Here is a 19,783-nt window from a genome sequence, read left to right as displayed (position 1 = left end):
TTTCAGATCTGCGGGCGGGCATTCCGAGCCTAGGCGAGGGACCGAGTGGTGGGGCAAGAGCGTTTTGCTTACTTTTGCGCTCCATCAAAAGTGAGGCGCCGTAAGGGCGCAACCAATAGAAGCCATTAACGCGGTAAAGGATATGCACAAAAACATCCCTACCCATGAAAGTTGTGCAGATACGCCCATGCGTTCAGCGATCAGCGATCAGCAACCATGCGCTTCAGTCGTTCCTGAATCTTGCTTTTATAAAGCCGCGCCGGTTCGCCACCCGCCGGGCGGTGGTACATGCCAGCCGCGCTGACCCAGTCCCCGGTTTGCTGGTAATACTGGCGCAGCAACAAGGCAGCGCTTTGCAGGTTATTCATCGGATGAAGGGCGTCGCAGGGCTCGCGAAACCGGGCGCGACCGATGTAACCCCAGTTCTGCTGGGTCAGACCGATATCCACCGCATACACACCCTGCTCAGAGATTGCCTTGAGCACCGCCTGACAGGCCTCCTCGCGAGTTTCGAAACGCAGCGGCTTGCCCTTGACATTCAGGGTCCAGGGCCATGGGTAATACCCGATGCGCAATTGCGTATTGCTTTCGGTCTGCGCCACCGCATAAAGCAACTGCGCCGGTACACCGGCGGCCTCGGCCACCTGCCGGTACGCGGTGGGCGGGCCTGCCCAGGCGGGATCAGCCGCTAGCACCCCAAAAAACGCCAGCAGCGCACTTAGCTGCCCTCTCCTCCCTCGCCGCGCCCGCGTCATGCCAACATCTGCCGGTTGCCCCGCGAATCGACAGCAACCTCATCGTTATTCAATGCGAAACCGGAAAGTCGAATACTAAGGCTGATATTCATAAAGCTTCCTTGACGGTAGATAGACAAACATCGGGCATCAGTAACGGATGTCCGGCATGTTGCGCTGGTTGAGATGCTGTTGCTGAATTCGCTGACGCAGGCGCTGTTGCTCAACGATGCGACGTTGGGCATTGCGCTGCTCATTGATTTGGTCTTGCTGTCGGCGCTGCTGAAGGTAGCGCTGCTGGTTGAGTTGTTCTTGCTGCTGGCGCTCCTGGAGGTAGCGCTGCTGGGTCCGGCGGTTATCCTGCGCTTGCTGCGCTGCCCGGCATTGCGCAACGATGGTTGCTAGCTGTCCACGCCATTTAGCTGCACCGACGTTGTCCTGATCTGCAATCGCCTGAGCCAGACGCTGGCTTGCAGCCCTGTGAGCCTGATAGCAGGCGCTGGGGGAAGGCCATGCCGCTTGCGCCAGACAAGGCATCAACACCATGACCAGGCACAGCATGATTTTCATGATCACATCTCCACTTGCGTCACCCACATCATCCTGTGTGGTCACAGCACGCGAAAACGTTGCATGTCATCGATCAGTCGATCAGGTCACGCCAGCCCGGGTCGATATCGAGCGCCAGGCCTGCATTGTGCAGGGTGTCCAGCAATTGATAGAGGTCGCTACGATTGGCGATCGGACACTGCGCGGGATAGTCGCCAACTGGATGTGGCAGGAACAGCATCGCAGGGAAGTCTTCCACCGCCAGGCCGCCCGGACGAGGCCTGATGTCTTGCTCAAGCGGCGCGATCCCGGCAGCATCGTCATCCAGCGCGGCGAGGATCATTTCAATGCGACCGGCCAGCTCGGCGCACGCAGGGTCATCGGGCTCGGGGCTGTCACCCAGGCTGCGCCTGTAGGCAGCGTTCCAGAGCTGGGTTTCCGCATAGCTGGGGCCACCGCAATCGAGCAGCGGTGCCAGCAGTAATAGCTCGTAATCACCCGCGGCACCGATCGGCTCAGCCCGTCTGGCACCCAGTGTCAAAGGCGTGCTGCCTTGCCAAAGGCTCCACTGGTCCGGGGTTTCGCGCCGTGCCAGGAGCGAAAGAATGTGATTACCGATACCCAGGGTCTGCAAACTCTGTATCCCGTTGCGTTCCCCGCCCATGGCCAATACCTCACCCTCGTTAAGCATCTGGCGCATGCGAGTGTCGCTGAGCAGGGCAGCACTGACTACAAGGCTTGGGCTCTGGGGCAAGGCATTGGGCAATGGCGAGAGGTCTGGCTGACTGAAGCCCGTCGAGCTGTCGAGCTCCCACACGGGCTGTCCGTCAACCAACAATTGGATCGATCCCGATGCTCTGGCCCGTACACCGAACACAACACGCCGACGCTCGGAAAATCGCTGGAACGCGTGTGCATGGGCGCTTGGCATGCCAGACCACGCAGCATTGCCGGCTCTCTGCAAGCACTGGTCAAGGTGATCTTGAGCCGCCCGTAATGGCACAGGCCCTACGCCGGGCTGTATTGGCCGCGGACCTCCAATCTTGAAGTTCGACATGCTCACCTCTCACGCGCGAAAACCTTCTGGCAGATTATCACGCAGCTGCGTACGGGCTCTGGACAGTCGGGAGCGGATTGTACCGATCGGCACACCCAAGACATCGGCAGCATCCTGGTAGCTACCCTCTGTCTCGACAGTAACTTCCAGCGTGTGACGCATGACGGCTGGCAGCACGGCGATGGCTTGAACGGTGCGTTCCAGGTCTCGATAACTCTCTATGTGACCGCAAATATCCAGACTTGGCTCAGCATGCGCGAGTTGCTCTTCAAATTCGATATGCATGGGCCGACGGTAGAGCTTGCGAAAATGATTACGGATCAGGTTCAGAGCGATACCACATAGCCAGGTCTCGGGTTTGCATTGCTGCAAAAAGCGGCTTTCGGCATTCAATGCTTCAACGAACGTTTGCTGAAGAATGTCTTCAGCGTCCTCCTGATTAATGACGCGCTTATGTATGAAGTTTTGCAGTTTCTGGAGTTGTTGTTGGGTCAACTGGGCGAAGCAGGAGGTGCCGGTCCGCGTGGGCAGTAAGCTCTGGTTCATCGCGTTCATACAGAATTATTCCCTTAGATCCTCGTCGTGAGCGCTTCACGGCGATACTAAGACTCCTATAGCGAAACCTGTGCCAGCCTTTAAAAACAACTCAACCTATTGTTTTTAAATACATTTATCGGAATCACGGAATGTTTTGTACGCAAGCTTTTGCAAGTACTCAGGAAAACCTTCGCAACATCTTGCAAATCTTCTAGATCACACGCTGACCTGTTCATCGCGTGGAACCGGATAGCGCCTGCGACCACACAGAGAAGTGTTCTCCAGACGCGTATACGGCTCATGTCCCTCGACCGCATCACTACCCAGCCGCACGCCACTGTGCATACCGCGACGCCGCAACCCGTTGCTTCTCCTGTCGCGAAAGCAGGCGCGGCGAGCGTCCATCAACACAGCGAGTCTGTGCGCCTGATGCAGCAGATGAGCGCTGCACTCGCCTCTATGAGCAAGCCTTTGAGCCAGCGCGAAGTGGTTTGCGGGCAGCACGCCAGCAGTCAGCCGATGAGCCTGCAACAGTTGCTTCAGGGAATGAGCAACCATGCGCCGACGCAGTTGAACGCCCGGTTGAACAAAATGCGCCAGCAGCTACGGCAGCAGAAATCGGTCAAGGAAATGGTCAAGGAGCAAGGCGACAATCCGCTTCGCACGCACCTGTTGCTCAGCGAAGTCGCTCACCAGGCCAAGGAACAGGGCAACGATGCAGAGGCCGAACAGGCCCAGGCGCAACTGGACGCGCTGGATGCCGAGCACGGCGAGGAGATAAAAACCGGGTTGAGTGTCACCCCGGCGCTGACCCACGCGGTGAAAGACCCGGATCTGCGCGACAACTTGCGCACCATCTACTACCAGCACCTGATCAAGAACCCATCTTTGGGCAACTTCCTGGAAGCGGTACTGCATTTGTGTGGCGAGAAACACTTCATCAAGGGGCTGCGGGCCCTGCAGCAAGCCCTCGCCGACGATATCGCCAACCTCGCGCAATTGCCTCAGGAGGGCAAATTGCGCTCGTTGATGGAAAGCCTCGGGCGCACCACTCAGCTCAACAATCTGGTACATGGCTGCTCGGACCTGGCCAGCCGCATGGCGGCCAAAAATCCGGCCATGACCTTGAGCGGCCTGCTGTTGATGCGTCAGCTGATGCAACTGGCCAACCAGTCAATGAACGTACGCGACACCCAGCAACTCTCGGAAAAAGTCGGCGGCCCGTCGCCGACGCTGCAACTGACCTTTCTCAATGGCCTGCGTCATTTGCTTGCCGACCTGCCCAACAGTCTATGGCGCGACGACAAGAGTCGGCAGACCTCGCTGCGCAACGTCTTGCTGATCATGGACGAACTCGGGCAAAGCGAGCGCAAGGCCCTGCCAGACCGGAGTAGCCGTTTATGAATGCCGTACTCAATGGCTTGACCCGGGTGGCCATCGCCGCCTCCAAACGTTCGGAAGTTGCCGGGGCGATCATCGTCATCGGTATCGTTTTCATGTTCATTACGCCCTTGCCTACCGGGCTGGTGGACGTGCTGATCGCGGTGAACATCTGCGTGTCCTGCATACTCATCATGCTGGCAATGCAGTTACCCAGGCCGCTGGCGTTTTCGACCTTCCCCGCAGTGCTTCTACTGACAACGATGTTCCGTCTGGCGTTGTCGATCGCCACTACCCGGCTGATCCTGCTTGAACAGGATGCCGGGCACATCGTCGAAGCCTTCGGCAACTTCGTCGTCGGCGGCAACCTCGCGGTGGGCATGGTGATCTTCCTGATCCTGACCGTCGTGAACTTCCTGGTCATCACCAAGGGCTCCGAGCGCGTTGCAGAAGTGGGTGCGCGTTTCACTCTCGACGCGATGCCTGGCAAGCAGATGTCCATCGACAGCGACCTGCGCGCCGGACTCATCAGCGTCGATCAGGCCCGTCAGCGTCGAGCGGATCTGGGCAAGGAGAGCCAGCTGTTCGGGGCCATGGATGGCGCGATGAAGTTCGTCAACGGCGACGCCATCGCCGGCCTGATCATCGTCGCGATCAACCTTATTGGCGGCATCTCGATTGGCGTGGTCCAGCACGGCATGAGTGCTGGCGACGCCATGCACCTTTACTCGGTTCTGACCATTGGCGACGGCCTGATCGCGCAAATTCCGGCGCTGCTGATCTCGGTCACCGCGGGCATGATCATCACCCGCGTACCCAATGAGGAAAGCGACGAAAGCTCCAACATCGGCGGCGACATTGCCAAACAGTTGGGCGCGCAGCCGAAATCACTGGTCATTGCGGCAGTGGCCATGCTCGGTTTCGCGGCACTGCCGGGCATGCCGACCATGGTGTTCGTGATCATTTCCATCCTTATCGGCACGCTGGGCGTGTGCCTGATGCGCAGCCGCAGCCCCAAGACCCAAGCCGTCGCTGCCTACGTGCCACCAGAACAGAATGGTGACCGGGACATTCGCGAGTTCTTCCCGTGCCGCACTTTCCTGCTGCAGTTCAATCCAGGCCAGAACCAGCCGGAAATCATGGCATTGATCAGCCAGGTACGTCAGCGCCGCAACCAACTTGTGGCGCAGTTCGGCATCACCCTGCCCTCTTTCGACATCGAGTACGCCGGCCATTTGCCTGCAGACGAATTCCGCTTCCTGGTTTACGAGGTGCCCGTGATCCAGGCCACGTTCACTCAGGATTTCCTGGCCGTAGAGCGACAGCTTCTGGCTGCGGAACCGATCAACGCTCATCCTGGCAATGTCGCACGCGAAGAGGCCGACCTGCTGTGGATACCGGCCGATGATCCCACGCTGCAAGAGCCAGGATTGCACCCCAGTAACTCAACCCAACTGATCGTTGAGCGCATGTTCCGCGCCATGCAAGCCTGTGGCCCGCAATTCATCGGGCTGCAGGAAAGCAAGGCGATCCTCAGTTGGCTGGAGCGCGATCAGCCGGAACTCGCTCAAGAGATGCAGCGGGTCCTTCCTCTCGCACGCTTTTCGGCAGTGCTACAACGCCTTGCCAGCGAATGCGTGCCGCTGCGCGCGATCCGCCTGATTGCTGAAGCACTGATTGAGCACGGCCAGCACGAGCGTGAAATCGGCGCCCTGACCGACTACGTGCGCATCGCACTCAAGTCGCTGATCTTCCACCAGTACTGCGGCCCGGAAGGCTTGCAGGTCTGGCTGCTGTCGCCGGAAAGCGAGCATTTGATGCGTGACAGCCAGCGCCAGACTCAGAACGAAACTTTTTTCGCCCTGCCCGCCGAAGCCAGCCAGCAGTTGGTCGATCAATTGCGCCAGGCCTTCCCGCGTCGCTCGAAGGCAATGGCGGTGTTACTGGTCGCACAGGACCTGCGCAGCCCGTTGCGCACCTTATTGCAGGATGAATTCCATGAAATTCCCGTGCTGTCTTTCGCTGAGCTCAACAGCACGGCGCAGGTCAAGGTGCTCGGTCGCCTGGACCTGGACGATCAACTGCAAACCATCGCCGACGAAAACGCGGCATGAGTCTGCCTACCCGTTCAAGGAGTGAGTGATGTACGAACTGCGCGTATTGAACGGCTTGCACCGCGGTGCGGCCTTGCCACTGATTGGCGACCACTGGCTGGTCGGGAGTGATGAACAACACGACCTGCTGCTGCAAGACCCCGGCATTGCCCGACGCCACTGCCGTTTAACGTGCGACGGTGAAACCTGGCGCCTGGAGGCCGAAGACGGCTCGCTGTTCGACGAGCAGGGCCAGCCCTGTGACAGCCTGAACGCGCTGGCCGCCGAACAGACATTCCGGTTGGGCACTGTGCAATTGAGCATCATGCCCAGTTCAGCGCAGTGGCCAGCGGTGGTCGAACCACCGCCAGCCGGTGAGCACGCCCGGACTGACTTCCGCGACTCGACTGTCGAGCCGCAAGAAACGATAGAGCCTTCACGGCCGACCAAACGCCCGGCGCTGCACAAGCGCCTGGCCATTGCCGGGATCGTGGTTACCCTGGCGGGCAGCGCCTGGGCATTGACCACACCGGGGCCCGTTAGCCCTTCGCTTCCGGCCACGCAGCCCCGCGAGCCTGCAGCCCTGAGCGCGAAAGACACTGCCGACAAGCTGCAGATCATGCTGCGCGAGCGAGAACTGCGCGATACGGTCAGCGTGAGCACCAGCGCCGAGGGCATCGTGCTCAAAGGGTCGTTAACGCCTGAGCAGATGGCGCTTTACAAACGCATGCTGGAACGCTTCGGCCAGCAGCAGAAAAGCGAAGTGGCAGTGCTCGATCAGGTCAAGCCGTTCGGTCGCAAACTGCCCTTCGAGATTGTTCAGATCGCCAGTGGCAAACGCGCCCACGTGGTGCTGGCTGACAACCGCCGGTTGTTTCTGGGCGACGAAGTGGACGGCCTGCGCCTGACCAAAATCGACAGGGACCACGTCGAGTTCGATGGCGACGAGCACTATGAGGTGAAATGGTGAGCGCAGCGCTGGCCGAAACCGTCCAACTGGCAGAGTGGGCCGACGCTTATAGAGCACGCCTCAACACGCTCTCGCCAGTGGTGATCAGCGGACGGGTCAGCGCGGTCAACGGCATCCTGCTCGAATGCCAGATCCCGGCGGTACGCATAGGCGACCTGTGCCGCGTTTACAAAACCGGTGGCGAAGCGATGTTGGCGGAGATCGTCGGCTTCACCGAAGACTGCACGCTGCTCAGTGCCCTCGGTACACCAGAAGGCATCGAGCAAGGCGCGCGGATCGAGCCGCTGGGCGTCGTCCATTCGGTGAGTGTCGATGACAGCCTGCTTGGCAGCGTGCTGGACGGTTTTGGACGACGTCTGGACGGTCAGGGCGACGGTGCGTTCGCCCTGCCCGGAGACCATCGCCCGACCCAGCCGGTAATTTGTGACGCCATTCCCCCCACACAGCGGCCCCGTATCGTCGATGCCATGCCCACCGGGCTGAGGGCCATCGACGCGGCCATTACGCTCGGTGAAGGTCAGCGCGTCGGGCTGTTCGCCGGTGCTGGCTGCGGCAAGACCACACTGCTCGCAGAGCTGGCGCGCAACATGCCGTGCGACGTAATCGTATTTGGTCTGATCGGCGAGCGCGGTCGCGAGCTGCGCGAGTTTCTCGATCACGAACTGGACGAAGAACTGCGTGCCCGTTCGGTTCTGGTCTGTGCCACCTCGGACCGTTCGAGCATGGAACGCGCCCGCGCAGCCTTCACCACCACCGCCATTGCCGAGGCCTACCGGCAACAGGGCAAGCGCGTGCTGCTGCTCATCGACTCGCTGACCCGCTTTGCCCGGGCCCAACGCGAGATCGGCATTGCTGCGGGCGAACCCTTGGGACGCGGCGGCCTGCCGCCCTCGGTCTATACCCTGCTGCCGCGTCTGGTGGAGCGCGCCGGGCGTAGCGAGCAAGGCTCAATCACCGCGATCTATACCGTCCTGATCGAGCAGGACTCGATGAACGATCCGGTGGCGGATGAAGTCCGTTCGCTGATCGACGGGCACATCGTGATGTCGCGCAAGCTTGCCGAGCGCGGCCATTATCCGGCCATTGACGTGCAGGCCAGCCTCAGCCGTATCACCAGCAGCGTGACCGACAAGCAACATCAGCGCGGCAATATCACCCTGCGCCGTTTACTGGCGGCCTATCAACAAGTGGAAATGCTCCTGCGTCTGGGCGAATACACCCCCGGCAACGACGCAATGACGGACTGCGCCGTGCAACTGCACGAGCAGATCAACGAGTTTTTGCAGCAGGACCTGCGCGAACCGCTGAACCTGCAAGACACCCTTGAACAACTCTATGCGTTGACAGCCCATGCGCCGTAGACCGGCTGTAGAGGAAGCCGCACCGGATGCCGATCCGCAGCGCGATGCGCTGGTCGAGGTGGTGACCTTGATCACGCCGCTGCGTGAGTTACGCAAGCACAGCCTGGAGCGTCGTGTCCGTGAAGCCCGGCAACAGGCCGAGCAAATGCAGGCGGCGATTGAACAGGCCGATCAAGACTGCGCCGAAGACCTGCGCCAGCAAAAGCAGGCGCGCAAGGCACTGGCGTTGCAGTGTGAGGGGCAAGTCATGAGCCTCAACGCTATCCAGCAGTGGCACCAGCAAGAGCAACAACTCATGGATCGACAAACCGAACTGCGCGTTTACGCCCAACGCCTGAATCTGGAACTTGACGCCCAGCACGTGCGTGTCAGCGAGGCCCAGGCTCAATTGCGCGCCAGCCAGCGCGCCCTGGAAAAACTGGCCTGCCTGCGCGAAACCCTGGCTCTGCCACAGGAGAGGACATGAATCTCAGCAGCCCTGCACACGCCCTTTTCGATCATCACACGCCTGCCAAGCCGGAACGGCACGAGCCCCAGCGCGATACACCTCGCGACAGACCGCAAACACAAGGTGCCGCTGCGCGCACGCAAGGCCGTAGCCCCAACGAACTTGATCGGCCTCGAGAAGCGCCGGGCCGAGACAGCGGCAAAACCCGGCACGGCGAATCAGAACGCATGGCCGACGGGCTGTTTTTCCAGCAACTGCTGGCGCCTTTGGGCGGCATGGGCGGCCAGGGGCAAGGCGGCTCACGCGGCCAGTCGTCTGCTGGCCAGGCTGATGGTATGGGTAGCGCAGGTTTCGCCGCGTGGAACCAGTTGGTTGATGACCTGACCATGCGTCTTCCCGCTGGCACCGGTCAGGCACTGCAAGCCACCCTGTTCATGCCTAACCTGGGCCGCATCGGACTGAATGCGCGTAACCGCCCACCACGCGGTTGGGACATTGATCTGGACTGCGCCGAAGCGCATGCCGCCGAGCATTTACGCCAGAACCACCCGCGCTGCCAGGACGATCTGAGCCGCGCGCTGTGTCAGCCCGTCAACCTCAGCGTGCGTCACCGGGGGTGCGCATGAATGCCCAGGCGCTGCCGCTGCGGCGCGTCAGCCATATTCAGGCTCGCCTGTCCCGACAGCTGGCCGGCGAGCCGTGGATGGCATTCAACGTGGAGGGCCAAGCAGGCCGACTGACGCTCAAGGCCAGCCGCCGTGCACCTGAAACCGCTGCACTGCATTACTTCGACAGCGCGTTAGGACCGCTTGGGCTCGTTGATGCCCAGCCGGTGCTCACTGCATGGTCGAGCTGCCCTGTTTTTTTGAGTGCCGACGCCGACGACGGCTGGCTATGGCCGTTATACAACGCCGGGCTGTCGGCAGAACTGGCCGCTGTCTTGGGTACCCTGAAACCACTGCCAGCCTCTGAACCAGCACAAGCCGATTGGGTGTACTGCGAGATGACCCTGCAATTGAGTCAGGGCCGCGTCGACAGTGTGCTCGCGGTCTCTGCACCTGCGCTTGCTGATTGGCTCGACCAGCCCACATGGAACGTAAATCCACCACGAGACCACTCAGGTTTAACGCTGGCTTTCGCGCTGCGTCTGGGCAGTCTGAATCTGCCCCGGCAAACGCTCGAAACCTTGCGACCCGGTGACGTGCTGTGCCCCACCGAGGCCGACTTCGACATCGCAGGCTTGGGTGTGTTGACCCTTGGGCAGCGCCGTCTCCAGGTCCGTGTTTGTGAACAGCCTGAACGGTTGCAACTGGAAGTTTTGGAAATCGAGGAGACGACGGTGGCAGACCGTGATGAGCTGGACGAACCGATTGCCGAGTACACCGACCCTTGGGCGGACGAAGACAGTTATGCCGATGAGGTCGATGCCGAAAGCGCCTTCGCTGAAGAGGCTCATCCTGATGCGGATCAGTACTACACCGAACCTGCCGGGCAGATTGACGGTGAAAACGATTACGCCGATCAGCCCCTTCAGTCGCCAGAAAACCCTACCGAAGCCTTCGCTGACCTGGCGATGCCGCTGACGCTGCGTTGCGGCCAGATACGTCTGACCCTGGGCGATCTCGCCGCCCTGGCACCCGGCGCGATCCTTGAAGTTCCCGGCGTAACGCCGGGGCTGGCCGGTCTCTATTACGGCGAGCGAAGACTGGCCCAAGGCGAACTGGTGGATGTCGAAGGCCGCCTCGGTTTGCAGATCACCCAGCTGGATGAGCGCGGATGACGCTCAATGACACTAACCCGATCATGCTGGCGCTGTTTCTCGGCGCGCTGTCCCTGCTGCCCTTCCTGTTAGTGGTGTGCACTTCATTTTTAAAAATCGCTTCGGTGCTGCTCATTACCCGCAATGCCATTGGCGTGCAGCAAGTGCCGCCGAACATGGCGCTGTATGGCATCGCGCTCGCTGCCACGCTGTTTGTCATGGCGCCGGTGTTTTCCGAAATGACCACCATTGCTCAAGAGCATCCGCTGCAACTGAATGACACCAAAGGCCTGGGTAAGAGCGCACAGGCGCTGCTCGCCCCGCTTCAGGCGTTCATGAGCCACAACGTAGAGCCCGACGTGCTGACTCACCTGCATGAAAACGCCCTGCGCATGTGGCCCAAGGCGATGGCCGATGCCGCCAGCCGCGAAGATCTGCTGCTGTTGATCCCGGCTTTCGTACTCTCAGAGCTGCAAGCGGCGTTCGAGATCGGCTTTCTTATTTACATCCCGTTCATCGTCATTGACCTGATCGTCTCCAACCTGCTGCTGGCACTGGGCATGCAAATGGTTTCGCCGATGACCATTTCCTTGCCTCTGAAAATTCTGCTCTTCGTGCTGGTCAGCGGCTGGACGCGCTTGCTCGACAGCCTCTTCTACTCCTACATGTGAGGTCGCGATGGAAGCCTTGAACCTGTTCAAACAGGGCATGATCCTGGTGGTGCTGTTGACCGCACCGCCGCTGATCGTGGCGGTCGCGGTAGGTGTGCTGACCTCGCTGGTGCAGGCACTGATGCAAGTCCAGGATCAAACCCTGCCGTTCGGCCTCAAGTTGCTCGCGGTAGGTGTGACCCTGGCGATGACCGGCCGCTGGATCGGCGTCGAGCTGATTCAACTGACAAACCTGGCGTTCAACATGATTGCCCAGACCGGTAAGGGCTGAGCATGTTCGACGCCCAGTTCGCCTACGAGCTGCTCAACGGCATCGCCTTGTCCATGGCGCGCCTTTACCCTTGCATGTTTCTGGTCCCCGCGTTTCTGTTCAAACACCTCAAAGGTCTGCCGCGCTATGCCGTACTGACGGCGCTCGCGCTGATCCCCGCCCCGGGCATCGGCCAGGAGTTGAGTCAGTTGGGCAAATCATGGTCGGACATCTTCTTTCTGATCTTCAAGGAAATGCTGCTCGGCACCTTGATGGGTTTGGTGCTGTACCTGCCGTTCTTTTTATTCAGTGCGGTAGGTGTATTGCTCGACAACCAGCGTGGCGCGCTGACAGGCGGCCAGCTCAACCCGGCACTGGGTGCCGACGTAACGCCGTTATCCCAGCTGTTCGAAGAAACCATGATCATGCTGTTGATGATCATTGGCGGGTTGCCGCTGCTGATGCAGGTGATCTGGGACAGCTATCAGATCTGGCCTGCAACGAGTTGGTGGCCAGCGTTGCAAGCTCAAGGCTTCGATGTCTATCTGGGAATCCTGCAGGATACCTTCACCCATTTACTGCTGTATTCGGCACCGTTTATTGCCTTGTTGCTGATGGTCGAAGCAGCGATGGCATTGATCGGTATCTACAGCCCCCAACTGAACGTATTTATCCTCGCGATGCCGGCCAAGTGTGTGATCGGCCTCGCGTTCCTGGTGATTTACTTGCCGACCCTGATGGACCTGGGCACCGAGCGCCTTGAACTGCTCAAGGACGTGCGGCACACGCTGCTGCTAATGGTCCCTGGCCCTCGCGAACCGGCGCCATGAGCGAGAAGAATCAGGACGCCACGCCCAAGCAGATTCGCGATGCACGCAAGCGCGGGCAAGTGGCGCAGAGTCAGGATCTGCCCAAGCTGCTGATCCTGGTGGTGGTCAGCGAAATCACCTTGGGCATGGCCGACGTCAGCATGGAAAAGCTGCAGGCGCTGATCAACCTGTCCATGACGCGCATGAATCAGCCCTTCCTGCGCACCGTGGGTGAAGTGGTCACTCAGGGCGTCTGGCTGGTGGCCGCTTTTGCGGCGTTGAGTGTGGGCGTGGCGATGCTTATGCGCCTGGTCGGAAGCTGGATGCAATTCGGCTTCCTGTTCGCCCCCGAAGCGCTCAAGCCCACCATGGAAAAGCTCAACCCGTTCAGCCACCTCAAGCAAATGTTCACCATGCGTAGCCTGGTCACGTCGTTGTCCGGCGTGGTCAAGGCCGCGATTATTGCAACCGTCATGTGGTTTATCGTCGAGCCCGCCCTGGGCACGCTGGTCAGTCTGGTGCACACCGATCTGGTGACCTTCTGGCACGCCCTGTCGACATTGTTCCATCGAATTTTGCGGGTGACTTGCGGGCTGTTGCTGGTACTCGCCGTGGCGGACTTTGCCATTCAAAAGTATTTCCACGCCAAGCAACTGCGCATGAGCATGGAAGACATCAAGCAGGAATACAAAAACTCCGAGGGCAACCCGGAGGTCAAGGGTCACCGCCGCCAACTCGCTCACGAACTGCTCAATCAAACCCCCAAAGCACCGCCCAAACCGGTCAAGGATGCCGACGTATTAATCGTCAACCCGACCCATTACGCGGTCGCCCTGTATTACAAACCTGGCGAAACGGCGCTGCCCCGGATCCACTGCAAACATCTGGATGCCGGCGCTCTGGCGCTGATCGACGAAGCAAAGCGTGAACGCATTCCGGTGGTCCAGTGCGTGTGGCTCGCCCGTGTTCTGTACCGCGTGCCCGAAGGTCGCTTCATCCCGCGCGACACGCTGCAGGCGGTGGCGCAGATATACGGCGTGATCAAACAACTGGACGACGAAGCCAAGCGTGAAGTCATTCAGGCGAACGATATCGACATGCTCTGACCCCAAATGCCGTCACCAGTGTTTGGGAACCGTTTCAGCGCTATGGACCACACACCAGTAACAGCCCTGAGACGAGCATTCACGGAATGATTAACTCATTACTATCGCGCCTGCATGGCCAATCCCAGAACGTCCAGCAGCCCCCTGCCGCGCCACCGCTGCACAGTCAGGGCAAGGCCCCGAAACTCAATCAGCTTCGTGATCGCCCCTCCCACGTTGGCGTCGCGAACTCTCTGATCAAGGCGGGCAGCAAAGTCACCGGGATGTTTCGTGCCCGCCAGCGAGACGTCGGCAAGCATGAGCAACGCGAGTGGCACGACAACCTGATGCGCGTGCCGCGCGACGGCCAGACCTCCGGTCTGCAGATGGTCAACTCCAGTTCCGCGCACGCAATCACGCAAAAGCTCAACGCCGAAGGCAGCTACAAAAACATTCGCGCGCTTAATCAGCATGAGACTGGCATCGGCGTGAAGGGCTACCAGATGCAGGATCAGGACGGTCACTATCATCAGTTGCAACAAACCGATGCAGTGATCAGTGCATTGAAGTCGTCGATGCCCCAGGGAGTCAGTACGCTGGTTGCGGCGGGCAAAGGCCACCAGGCAGAAAGCAGCGGCATTTTCACCGACAAGCACAATGTCCAGCACACCTTGCACAATCGCACCCTGTACAGCTTTGACCGAACAGCACAGCGCTGGGCCCGGGCGCAGCCCTTGCAGGACAACATCTCGCGGCTGTCGCTGGATCAGCGCGGCGAGATGATCAAGTATCGCCACAAGGACGACATACGCGACCACAGCGCGATCAAGAGCCATGAGGTCCAGTTAAAGCGCAACGGCAAGATTCACCTCACCGAAGGTTCTGATCGTAAGAAAGGTGTCGAGCTCAGCCTGCTCAAGCACGATGGCACCCCCATCGATGTCCAGCGCGTCGGGTTGCTCAAGCCCAGTCACACCCATGGCAGCCCGACGCTGTTTGTGCTGGATAAGGAAGGTGGGCTGCATCACAAGCTGCTCAACGATGACTGGAAGTCAAAACCCACCATGGCGATGCAGGCGGTGAGACCTAACCTGAATCAGGCGATCGGCGACGTGGCTGCCGACAAGGCGGCGATCGAGGGCTTCATCGCGGACGCGGGTACGCTCAAGGCGGTGATACGTGACGGCGTAGGCTTGCGCCACAGTGCGCCGCTCATTCAGCCGATGACTATCCCGAATAAAGATGAGCCCACCCAATGCAGAATGGGCCCCGGCTGGCGGCTGAGCGAGCAACTGCATCTGGTCAACCAGAACGGCCTCCCGGAACGAATCGGCGTCGACGACACACAAGTACGCCTGCACGGCGGTGCTGCGTTGGGCCTGAATAAAACCGGAGATCTGTGTGGCTGGAACGAAACCACTCAGAGCTGGGACAAGCTCCATGTCCACGGTGTCAGTCAACTGGTGCGCGGCCTCGACGAAAAGCCATATGTGATTCAGGACGGCAAACCCAAAGCCGTGGAAGCCAGCTTCGCGCAACCCAAGCTGAAGCTGGGCAACGGTGACCCGGTGGCCTTGGGACGCTCGACCGCGGCGGAGGTAGGACGAACATTGAGCGAAGACAAGGTCAGCCATTGCGCGGTGCTCGACGACAAGAATTTCGCCCTGCTCACTCAACCCGCCTCAGGTGCGCCAGCAAAGCTCAAAGCCAGCATCGACGGATTGGATATCGACATTCCCTTCCCCCGTGACGTGGAAGGTACCGAGTTGCCTGTCACCAGCGTGGCACTCGATCAGGCCCGTCACTTGTATGTGACGGCGGGCGACAATCTATACCGGCTGCCCCACGATCAGTGGACCCAGAGCCACCATGGCGAGACCGCCGCATGGAAGCCCGCCGGGCTGCAAACCCAGCCCGCAGAAACGCCTGCCGCCCAAGGTGCGGCGGCCGCAGCGGTGCCTGGGTTGCAAAGCATTGCCGAAGAGCCTAATGAAGACGGCGTCGACATGCTCAAGGATCAGGTCAAAGCCGCCGTTATGCAACTGCCCGGAGTATCCCTGAGCGAGACTCAGTTGCCCGGCATCCGGGTGGCCATTGGCAAGGTCGAGATGGGGCCGAACAAGCGCCCGGTGATCGAAGCCACGCTGTCACATCCGCGCACCACAGATGCCAACGGTCAGACGGTTCAACCCGAGCCGACCACCCACTCGCTGGAGCTGTCCTATGATCGCCTTGGCGCAATGGTACTGCGCCCGGCCAAGGCACAGGCCAATCCTGCGGCCAACAGCCAGATGGAAAGCATGCAGGCGCGTAATCACAAGACCGCCAAAATCGGCAACGCCAACGGCTCGGCGACCACCACCATGTTTGGCTCAACCACCGACAATGTGCGTACCGGTGGCGCGAAGAATATCTTCAAGACCGCCGCCGAAGGGCTTCGCAAGATGGGCGATTCCTATCAACACCATTTCCATCCTCTGGAAACCCCCAAGGCGAACGCCAAAGAACTCAAGCAAGCATTCAATTCAGGCGAGAACATCAAGCAGAAGCTGCAGGCCGCGGGCAACCATGCCTTGACCTCTGGCGCGCGCGACCGTGCGGGCATGAACCCGATCTATCAAGAGTCGCTGCGGCTGTATAAAAGTTTCAGCAAAGCCAGACCCGGCGGCCCGGTACTGGAGACAGGGATAGCACGGCTGAAAAGCGATGCTGTGCCACAAACCCGAGCCGCTCAGGAACAGGCGCAACTGCATAAAAACCTCAAGGCCCTGCACGAGGACATCGAGGACAGCAGCTACCAGGCCATCGTCCGTCTGGGCCAGATTCATGGTCTGCTCGATGAGCGCGGTAACGCCTTGAAACCGCCGGTGCCCAATGCCCGAGCCAGCGGCGCAGTCAGCGTCATGGGCGATGCCCTGCGCACCAGCGGACTTGGTCCCACCAGCAAGGCGCGGACCAAACTCGATGAGTTGACGAACCTGGGCCTGACGCTGCCAACCCGCCAACAAGGACCGAATCTGGACAACACGGGCCGCAACAAGAGTCCGAGCAGCCTGCTGGAAGATCGCGTGCTGCTGGATGCACAGACATTGCATCAAATGGGCGACTTGCTGGGACGACTGGGACCGGTGCCAAAGGACGGCATCATCACCAGCGCCAAGGCAAACGCCAGGCCCGGCAGCAGCACGACTCTGGATCAGTTGCAGGGCCTGCGCATGGCCTATGAAAACAGCGATATCAAACTGTTCAGCGACAACGGCATCGTCAGCCATCGCGAACTGGAAAAACTGCATCAGGCCCGCGATACCGTCGCCCGTGAGCTCACCGGCCGGCACGGCCTGAATTACAACACCACACGCTCGTTCTCTGACGATTTGCGCGCCATCGGTGATCATTTCGGCAACCTGCAGGTTGGCGATGCGACCTCATTGCTGCGCAGCAAGGGCGCGACCCTGACAACACCTGCGATGTTCGTCCCGTTGACCCCGGATGGCGGTGGTATCTATTTCAACTTTGGCGCGGGGCGTGAACACGGGATCAGCCTGGAAACCGAGGGCGGTGAAAGTGCAACAACGCTGGGCCTGAAAAACAGCCACAGCACCAATCAGTTCCTGAACGTCGGTTACTACCACGCCCCCTCGGCGGTTAGCGCACGCTTGTTCGGCTCCGATCCCAAGGGCAACCCGAGCAGTGGCAGCGAACTGTACAGTGCCGACGCCAGTTTCAAACTGACTCAAAGCCACGCGATAGCGGGCTGGTTAAGTGCCAGCAACGCCAGCATGGCCAACATCATGGAAAACCTGCTCGACCCGAGCGCTTCCCTGGCCGACCTGTATCGTCTAGGCCAGGACAAGGGGGGCTCGGTAGAAGCCAGCAAGGTCAATCAGCAGACGCTGGGCGCCGGTATTGGCGTCGACCTCGGACGGCTGAATCTGGGCGGTACGCTGCTGCGCAACGAAAGCGGCGGCGTGTGGAACGCCTTTCTGCGCGCCACGGCCGGGATCAATGCTGAAGCCACACTGCTGAGCAACTCCAAGACCACCGTCACCACCCACAAGGGCGAAGGCGCAGATGCTGTGGCGAAGAAACGCGCCTTTGATGTGCTGCCCGCCGCCAGCGCAGGGGCCTATGCCCGGGTCGGGCTGGCCACCAACGGCGTCGTGCGGCCTGACCCGACCGCTAACAACATGGGCGTCAACAATAACGTCGCACTCGGTCAGACCGTGTTGCCTGACGCCCTCAGCGTCAGCTTCGCGCTGGACCGGGCCAAGAACGACAAATTCACCCTCAACTTCAAGCCCGGCAAGGCTGTGACCACGCCTCAGTTGCACGACGTGGAAAAGTCCTTGGGCAAGGTGCTCAAAGACAAAGAGATTGCCAAGGCACTGACCGACCGGCAAGCCCTGCTGACCGATCTGGAGCGTTGTTCACCCGCCCAGGCGCCGGCCACTCTCAAAGCCAATCCGCTAGGCGGCTTCGCGCCCCCGCCAGCAGGGTCATCGCGGTCAGCGCAAGAGCGCGTGACAGACTTGCGCGCGCTGTTGCCGCGCCTGAAGAGCAACCTGCCCAAACAGGCTAATCAGGTCGAAGCGTTGCAAAAGGCTGTCGCCAGCTTGCCTGCCGCACCCACAACAGCGCAGTGCAACAAAGTACTGACCGACGCTCAAACCCTGGCTGTCGCAATGAAAGCCAATACCAAGGCGGCTGATAATTCTGCCCTGCTGGAAAAAGCCACCAAAGCCATTGATGCAGGTCAGAAAGTGACGGATCTGGACGGCCATCTGGCGGCATTGCAGGGCGTGGTCAGCCAGCTTGATCACCTGCCTCACGACAACGAGACGCTGCAAGAGCTGCGTTACAGCGTCCAGCAACTGGTCAAGAACAACAATCTGTCCAAGACCGGCGGACGCTTGCTGGCCTCTGGCGAGCATAAGTACACCAGCACAGGATTACAGCTGAACAAGGGTGGCCTGGTCGGTGACTCCGCGCCTTGGCGTGACAGAACTTCCACCCAGAATGGCAACGCGATTGCTGCCTTCATCAACAAGAGCCCGGTGCTTCAGGAAATGGCCCGCCGTGCAGAACACACAGGGCCTACGTCCATGGAGGTGACTCTGGAACTCAAGCCCAAGGTACTGGAGCGCCTGGAAAACAGCCTGAACGCGCAGGACCCGGACATTCAGAAAAAACTCGAAGACGCTTTGAGCAATGACGACAACGTGCGGATCAAGCGCTTCACCTTACTGCGCAGCGCGACTCAGACCGACGCCAAGGCGACGCCTAGCCTGCTGTTCGCCGCCAAAAGCAGTGCATCGGTCACCGACTCGGTGGTACTGGCCTCGCTGGACCTCAAGTACAGCCAGGAAGAAGAACACAGGCCAATCAGCATGACGCCAGGCGGTCTCTTGGTGCGACCGCTGGTGGACAAGCAGGTGCGTGATGACATGAGTGCCAAGGGCTATGCCATCAAAGGCTCACGCAACAAGAAGGATCTGCACAGCGAAGAAGACGCTGGCCGGGCCAAGCCAGGTGAAACCACCGTGGAGCGCGCCAGCAACAGTGCCAATACCGGCAGCGGGCCACGCAGTACAGGTGCTCTGTGATGCTTACAGGCGCCACGCAGGAAGTTATCCCTCGTTTCACCTCAACCCTGTTTTACCAACCCTGAAAGGAAAGCATCATGATCCCAGCAGTCATCGCCACCGCAGCACGCGCAGCCGTTCCAATGGCTAAAGATCTCGGTAAAGACCTGGGGGCAAATCTTGCCCAGGGCGCTGGTCAGCAACTGGCCAGCAGTGGTCTCGAAGCCGCAAAAAACCTGATCACCGGCGGGCCCAGCGGCGAACCGGTGTCCTACGCCAGCGCTAACGAGAACAAACCAGCGACTTACTAAGCCTCTCCCCTCCAGGCCGAACGTTGCTGCGGTATGCGGCGTTCGGCGCTGCTCTGATCCCCCCTATCTGTGCGCTTATCCATTGCTGCGATAACGGCTGCTTTGGGGTTGCACTTTTACAGCGCGTCACTTTTGATAGATCCGGAAGCCGGCCCAGACAAAAGTAACCAAAACGCTCTTGCCCCAT

17 protein-coding genes are annotated in these 19,783 nt (G+C 60.2%); 13 read left to right on the top strand and 4 right to left on the bottom strand.

Annotation, left to right across the window (positions count from 1 at the left end; translation table 11 throughout):
• Nucleotides 1-200: 200 nt before the first annotated feature.
• The 4 genes from AUC60_RS24850 to AUC60_RS24835 form a co-directional block, all read right to left on the bottom strand.
• A complete protein-coding gene (locus AUC60_RS24850) occupies nt 201-695 on the bottom strand; it encodes a lysozyme family protein (RefSeq protein WP_238599637.1) in 495 nt (164 codons plus the stop codon).
• 189 nt (nt 696-884) lie between these two features.
• Nucleotides 885-1,304 carry a hypothetical protein gene (locus tag AUC60_RS27750; RefSeq protein ID WP_144443298.1) on the bottom strand — a complete coding sequence of 140 codons (420 nt, stop codon included), beginning with the start codon at nt 1,302-1,304 and terminating at the stop codon, nt 885-887.
• A gap of 73 nt (nt 1,305-1,377) precedes the next feature.
• Entirely contained in the window at nt 1,378-2,100 is a 723-nt protein-coding gene (locus AUC60_RS24840) for a hypothetical protein (protein WP_144443297.1), read from the bottom strand.
• A gap of 249 nt (nt 2,101-2,349) precedes the next feature.
• Nucleotides 2,350-2,895: an RNA polymerase sigma factor gene (locus tag AUC60_RS24835; RefSeq protein ID WP_087273846.1), complete on the bottom strand. Its 546-nt coding sequence runs from the start codon at nt 2,893-2,895 to the stop codon at nt 2,350-2,352.
• A gap of 282 nt (nt 2,896-3,177) precedes the next feature.
• On the opposite strand from AUC60_RS24835, the gene AUC60_RS24830 reads away from it, so the two are divergent.
• From AUC60_RS24830 to AUC60_RS24770, 13 genes are all read left to right on the top strand, one after another.
• Entirely contained in the window at nt 3,178-4,281 is a 1,104-nt protein-coding gene (locus tag AUC60_RS24830; protein ID WP_087273843.1) for a TyeA family type III secretion system gatekeeper subunit, read from the top strand.
• Complete coding sequence (gene sctV, locus AUC60_RS24825; protein ID WP_087273842.1) at nt 4,278-6,371, top strand: type III secretion system export apparatus subunit SctV; 2,094 nt, start codon at nt 4,278-4,280, stop codon at nt 6,369-6,371. The genes AUC60_RS24830 and sctV overlap by 4 nt, the downstream gene beginning before the upstream one ends.
• Before the next feature lie 28 nt (nt 6,372-6,399).
• Nucleotides 6,400-7,320 carry an FHA domain-containing protein gene (locus AUC60_RS24820; protein ID WP_087273840.1) on the top strand — a complete coding sequence of 307 codons (921 nt, stop codon included), beginning with the start codon at nt 6,400-6,402 and terminating at the stop codon, nt 7,318-7,320.
• Nucleotides 7,314-8,681, top strand: a complete 1,368-nt coding sequence (locus tag AUC60_RS24815; RefSeq protein ID WP_087273839.1) for a FliI/YscN family ATPase — start codon at nt 7,314-7,316, stop codon at nt 8,679-8,681. Before AUC60_RS24820 ends, AUC60_RS24815 begins: the two co-directional genes overlap by 7 nt.
• Nucleotides 8,671-9,147 carry a hypothetical protein gene (locus AUC60_RS24810; RefSeq protein ID WP_087273837.1) on the top strand — a complete coding sequence of 159 codons (477 nt, stop codon included), beginning with the start codon at nt 8,671-8,673 and terminating at the stop codon, nt 9,145-9,147. Before AUC60_RS24815 ends, AUC60_RS24810 begins: the two co-directional genes overlap by 11 nt.
• Entirely contained in the window at nt 9,144-9,755 is a 612-nt protein-coding gene (locus AUC60_RS24805) for a type III secretion system HrpP C-terminal domain-containing protein (protein ID WP_087273836.1), read from the top strand. Before AUC60_RS24810 ends, AUC60_RS24805 begins: the two co-directional genes overlap by 4 nt.
• A complete protein-coding gene (locus AUC60_RS24800; protein ID WP_087273834.1) occupies nt 9,752-10,909 on the top strand; it encodes a FliM/FliN family flagellar motor switch protein in 1,158 nt (385 codons plus the stop codon). The genes AUC60_RS24805 and AUC60_RS24800 overlap by 4 nt, the downstream gene beginning before the upstream one ends.
• Nucleotides 10,906-11,559, top strand: a complete 654-nt coding sequence (gene sctR, locus AUC60_RS24795) for a type III secretion system export apparatus subunit SctR (protein WP_087273832.1) — start codon at nt 10,906-10,908, stop codon at nt 11,557-11,559. The genes AUC60_RS24800 and sctR overlap by 4 nt, the downstream gene beginning before the upstream one ends.
• Nucleotides 11,560-11,566: 7 nt before the next feature.
• Nucleotides 11,567-11,830 carry a type III secretion system export apparatus subunit SctS gene (gene sctS, locus AUC60_RS24790; protein ID WP_027902897.1) on the top strand — a complete coding sequence of 88 codons (264 nt, stop codon included), beginning with the start codon at nt 11,567-11,569 and terminating at the stop codon, nt 11,828-11,830.
• Nucleotides 11,831-11,832: 2 nt separating this feature from the next.
• Nucleotides 11,833-12,639: a type III secretion system export apparatus subunit SctT gene (gene sctT, locus AUC60_RS24785; protein ID WP_087273830.1), complete on the top strand. Its 807-nt coding sequence runs from the start codon at nt 11,833-11,835 to the stop codon at nt 12,637-12,639.
• A complete protein-coding gene (gene sctU / locus AUC60_RS24780; RefSeq protein WP_087273828.1) occupies nt 12,636-13,724 on the top strand; it encodes a type III secretion system export apparatus subunit SctU in 1,089 nt (362 codons plus the stop codon). Before sctT ends, sctU begins: the two co-directional genes overlap by 4 nt.
• Before the next feature lie 86 nt (nt 13,725-13,810).
• Nucleotides 13,811-19,306 (top strand): AvrE-family type 3 secretion system effector, encoded by a 5,496-nt coding sequence (locus AUC60_RS24775; RefSeq protein WP_087273826.1) that lies wholly within the window; start codon nt 13,811-13,813, stop codon nt 19,304-19,306.
• A gap of 77 nt (nt 19,307-19,383) precedes the next feature.
• Nucleotides 19,384-19,596, top strand: a complete 213-nt coding sequence (locus tag AUC60_RS24770; protein WP_087273824.1) for a hypothetical protein — start codon at nt 19,384-19,386, stop codon at nt 19,594-19,596.
• The last annotated feature ends 187 nt before the right edge of the window (nt 19,597-19,783 follow it).

This window comes from Pseudomonas caspiana, from assembly GCF_002158995.1.
Classification (GTDB): domain Bacteria; phylum Pseudomonadota; class Gammaproteobacteria; order Pseudomonadales; family Pseudomonadaceae; genus Aquipseudomonas; species Aquipseudomonas caspiana.
Note: the sequence above shows the minus strand (reverse complement) of the source record. Positions and strands in the feature narration are given on the sequence as shown.

What these genes read in the sequence shown, in the direction of transcription:
- AUC60_RS24805 (WP_087273836.1), top strand. Translation starts at nt 9,144, where the DNA reads ATGAATCTCAGCAGCCCTGCACACGCCCTTTTCGATCATCACACGCCT.
- AUC60_RS27750 (WP_144443298.1), bottom strand. Translation starts at nt 1,304, where the DNA reads ATGAAAATCATGCTGTGCCTGGTCATGGTGTTGATGCCTTGTCTGGCG.
- sctS (WP_027902897.1), top strand. Translation starts at nt 11,567, where the DNA reads ATGGAAGCCTTGAACCTGTTCAAACAGGGCATGATCCTGGTGGTGCTG.
- AUC60_RS24770 (WP_087273824.1), top strand. Translation starts at nt 19,384, where the DNA reads ATGATCCCAGCAGTCATCGCCACCGCAGCACGCGCAGCCGTTCCAATG.
- AUC60_RS24775 (WP_087273826.1), top strand. Translation starts at nt 13,811, where the DNA reads ATGATTAACTCATTACTATCGCGCCTGCATGGCCAATCCCAGAACGTC.
- AUC60_RS24835 (WP_087273846.1), bottom strand. Translation starts at nt 2,895, where the DNA reads ATGAACGCGATGAACCAGAGCTTACTGCCCACGCGGACCGGCACCTCC.
- AUC60_RS24830 (WP_087273843.1), top strand. Translation starts at nt 3,178, where the DNA reads ATGTCCCTCGACCGCATCACTACCCAGCCGCACGCCACTGTGCATACC.
- sctV (WP_087273842.1), top strand. Translation starts at nt 4,278, where the DNA reads ATGAATGCCGTACTCAATGGCTTGACCCGGGTGGCCATCGCCGCCTCC.
- AUC60_RS24800 (WP_087273834.1), top strand. Translation starts at nt 9,752, where the DNA reads ATGAATGCCCAGGCGCTGCCGCTGCGGCGCGTCAGCCATATTCAGGCT.
- AUC60_RS24810 (WP_087273837.1), top strand. Translation starts at nt 8,671, where the DNA reads ATGCGCCGTAGACCGGCTGTAGAGGAAGCCGCACCGGATGCCGATCCG.
- AUC60_RS24815 (WP_087273839.1), top strand. Translation starts at nt 7,314, where the DNA reads ATGGTGAGCGCAGCGCTGGCCGAAACCGTCCAACTGGCAGAGTGGGCC.
- sctT (WP_087273830.1), top strand. Translation starts at nt 11,833, where the DNA reads ATGTTCGACGCCCAGTTCGCCTACGAGCTGCTCAACGGCATCGCCTTG.
- AUC60_RS24820 (WP_087273840.1), top strand. Translation starts at nt 6,400, where the DNA reads ATGTACGAACTGCGCGTATTGAACGGCTTGCACCGCGGTGCGGCCTTG.
- sctR (WP_087273832.1), top strand. Translation starts at nt 10,906, where the DNA reads ATGACGCTCAATGACACTAACCCGATCATGCTGGCGCTGTTTCTCGGC.
- sctU (WP_087273828.1), top strand. Translation starts at nt 12,636, where the DNA reads ATGAGCGAGAAGAATCAGGACGCCACGCCCAAGCAGATTCGCGATGCA.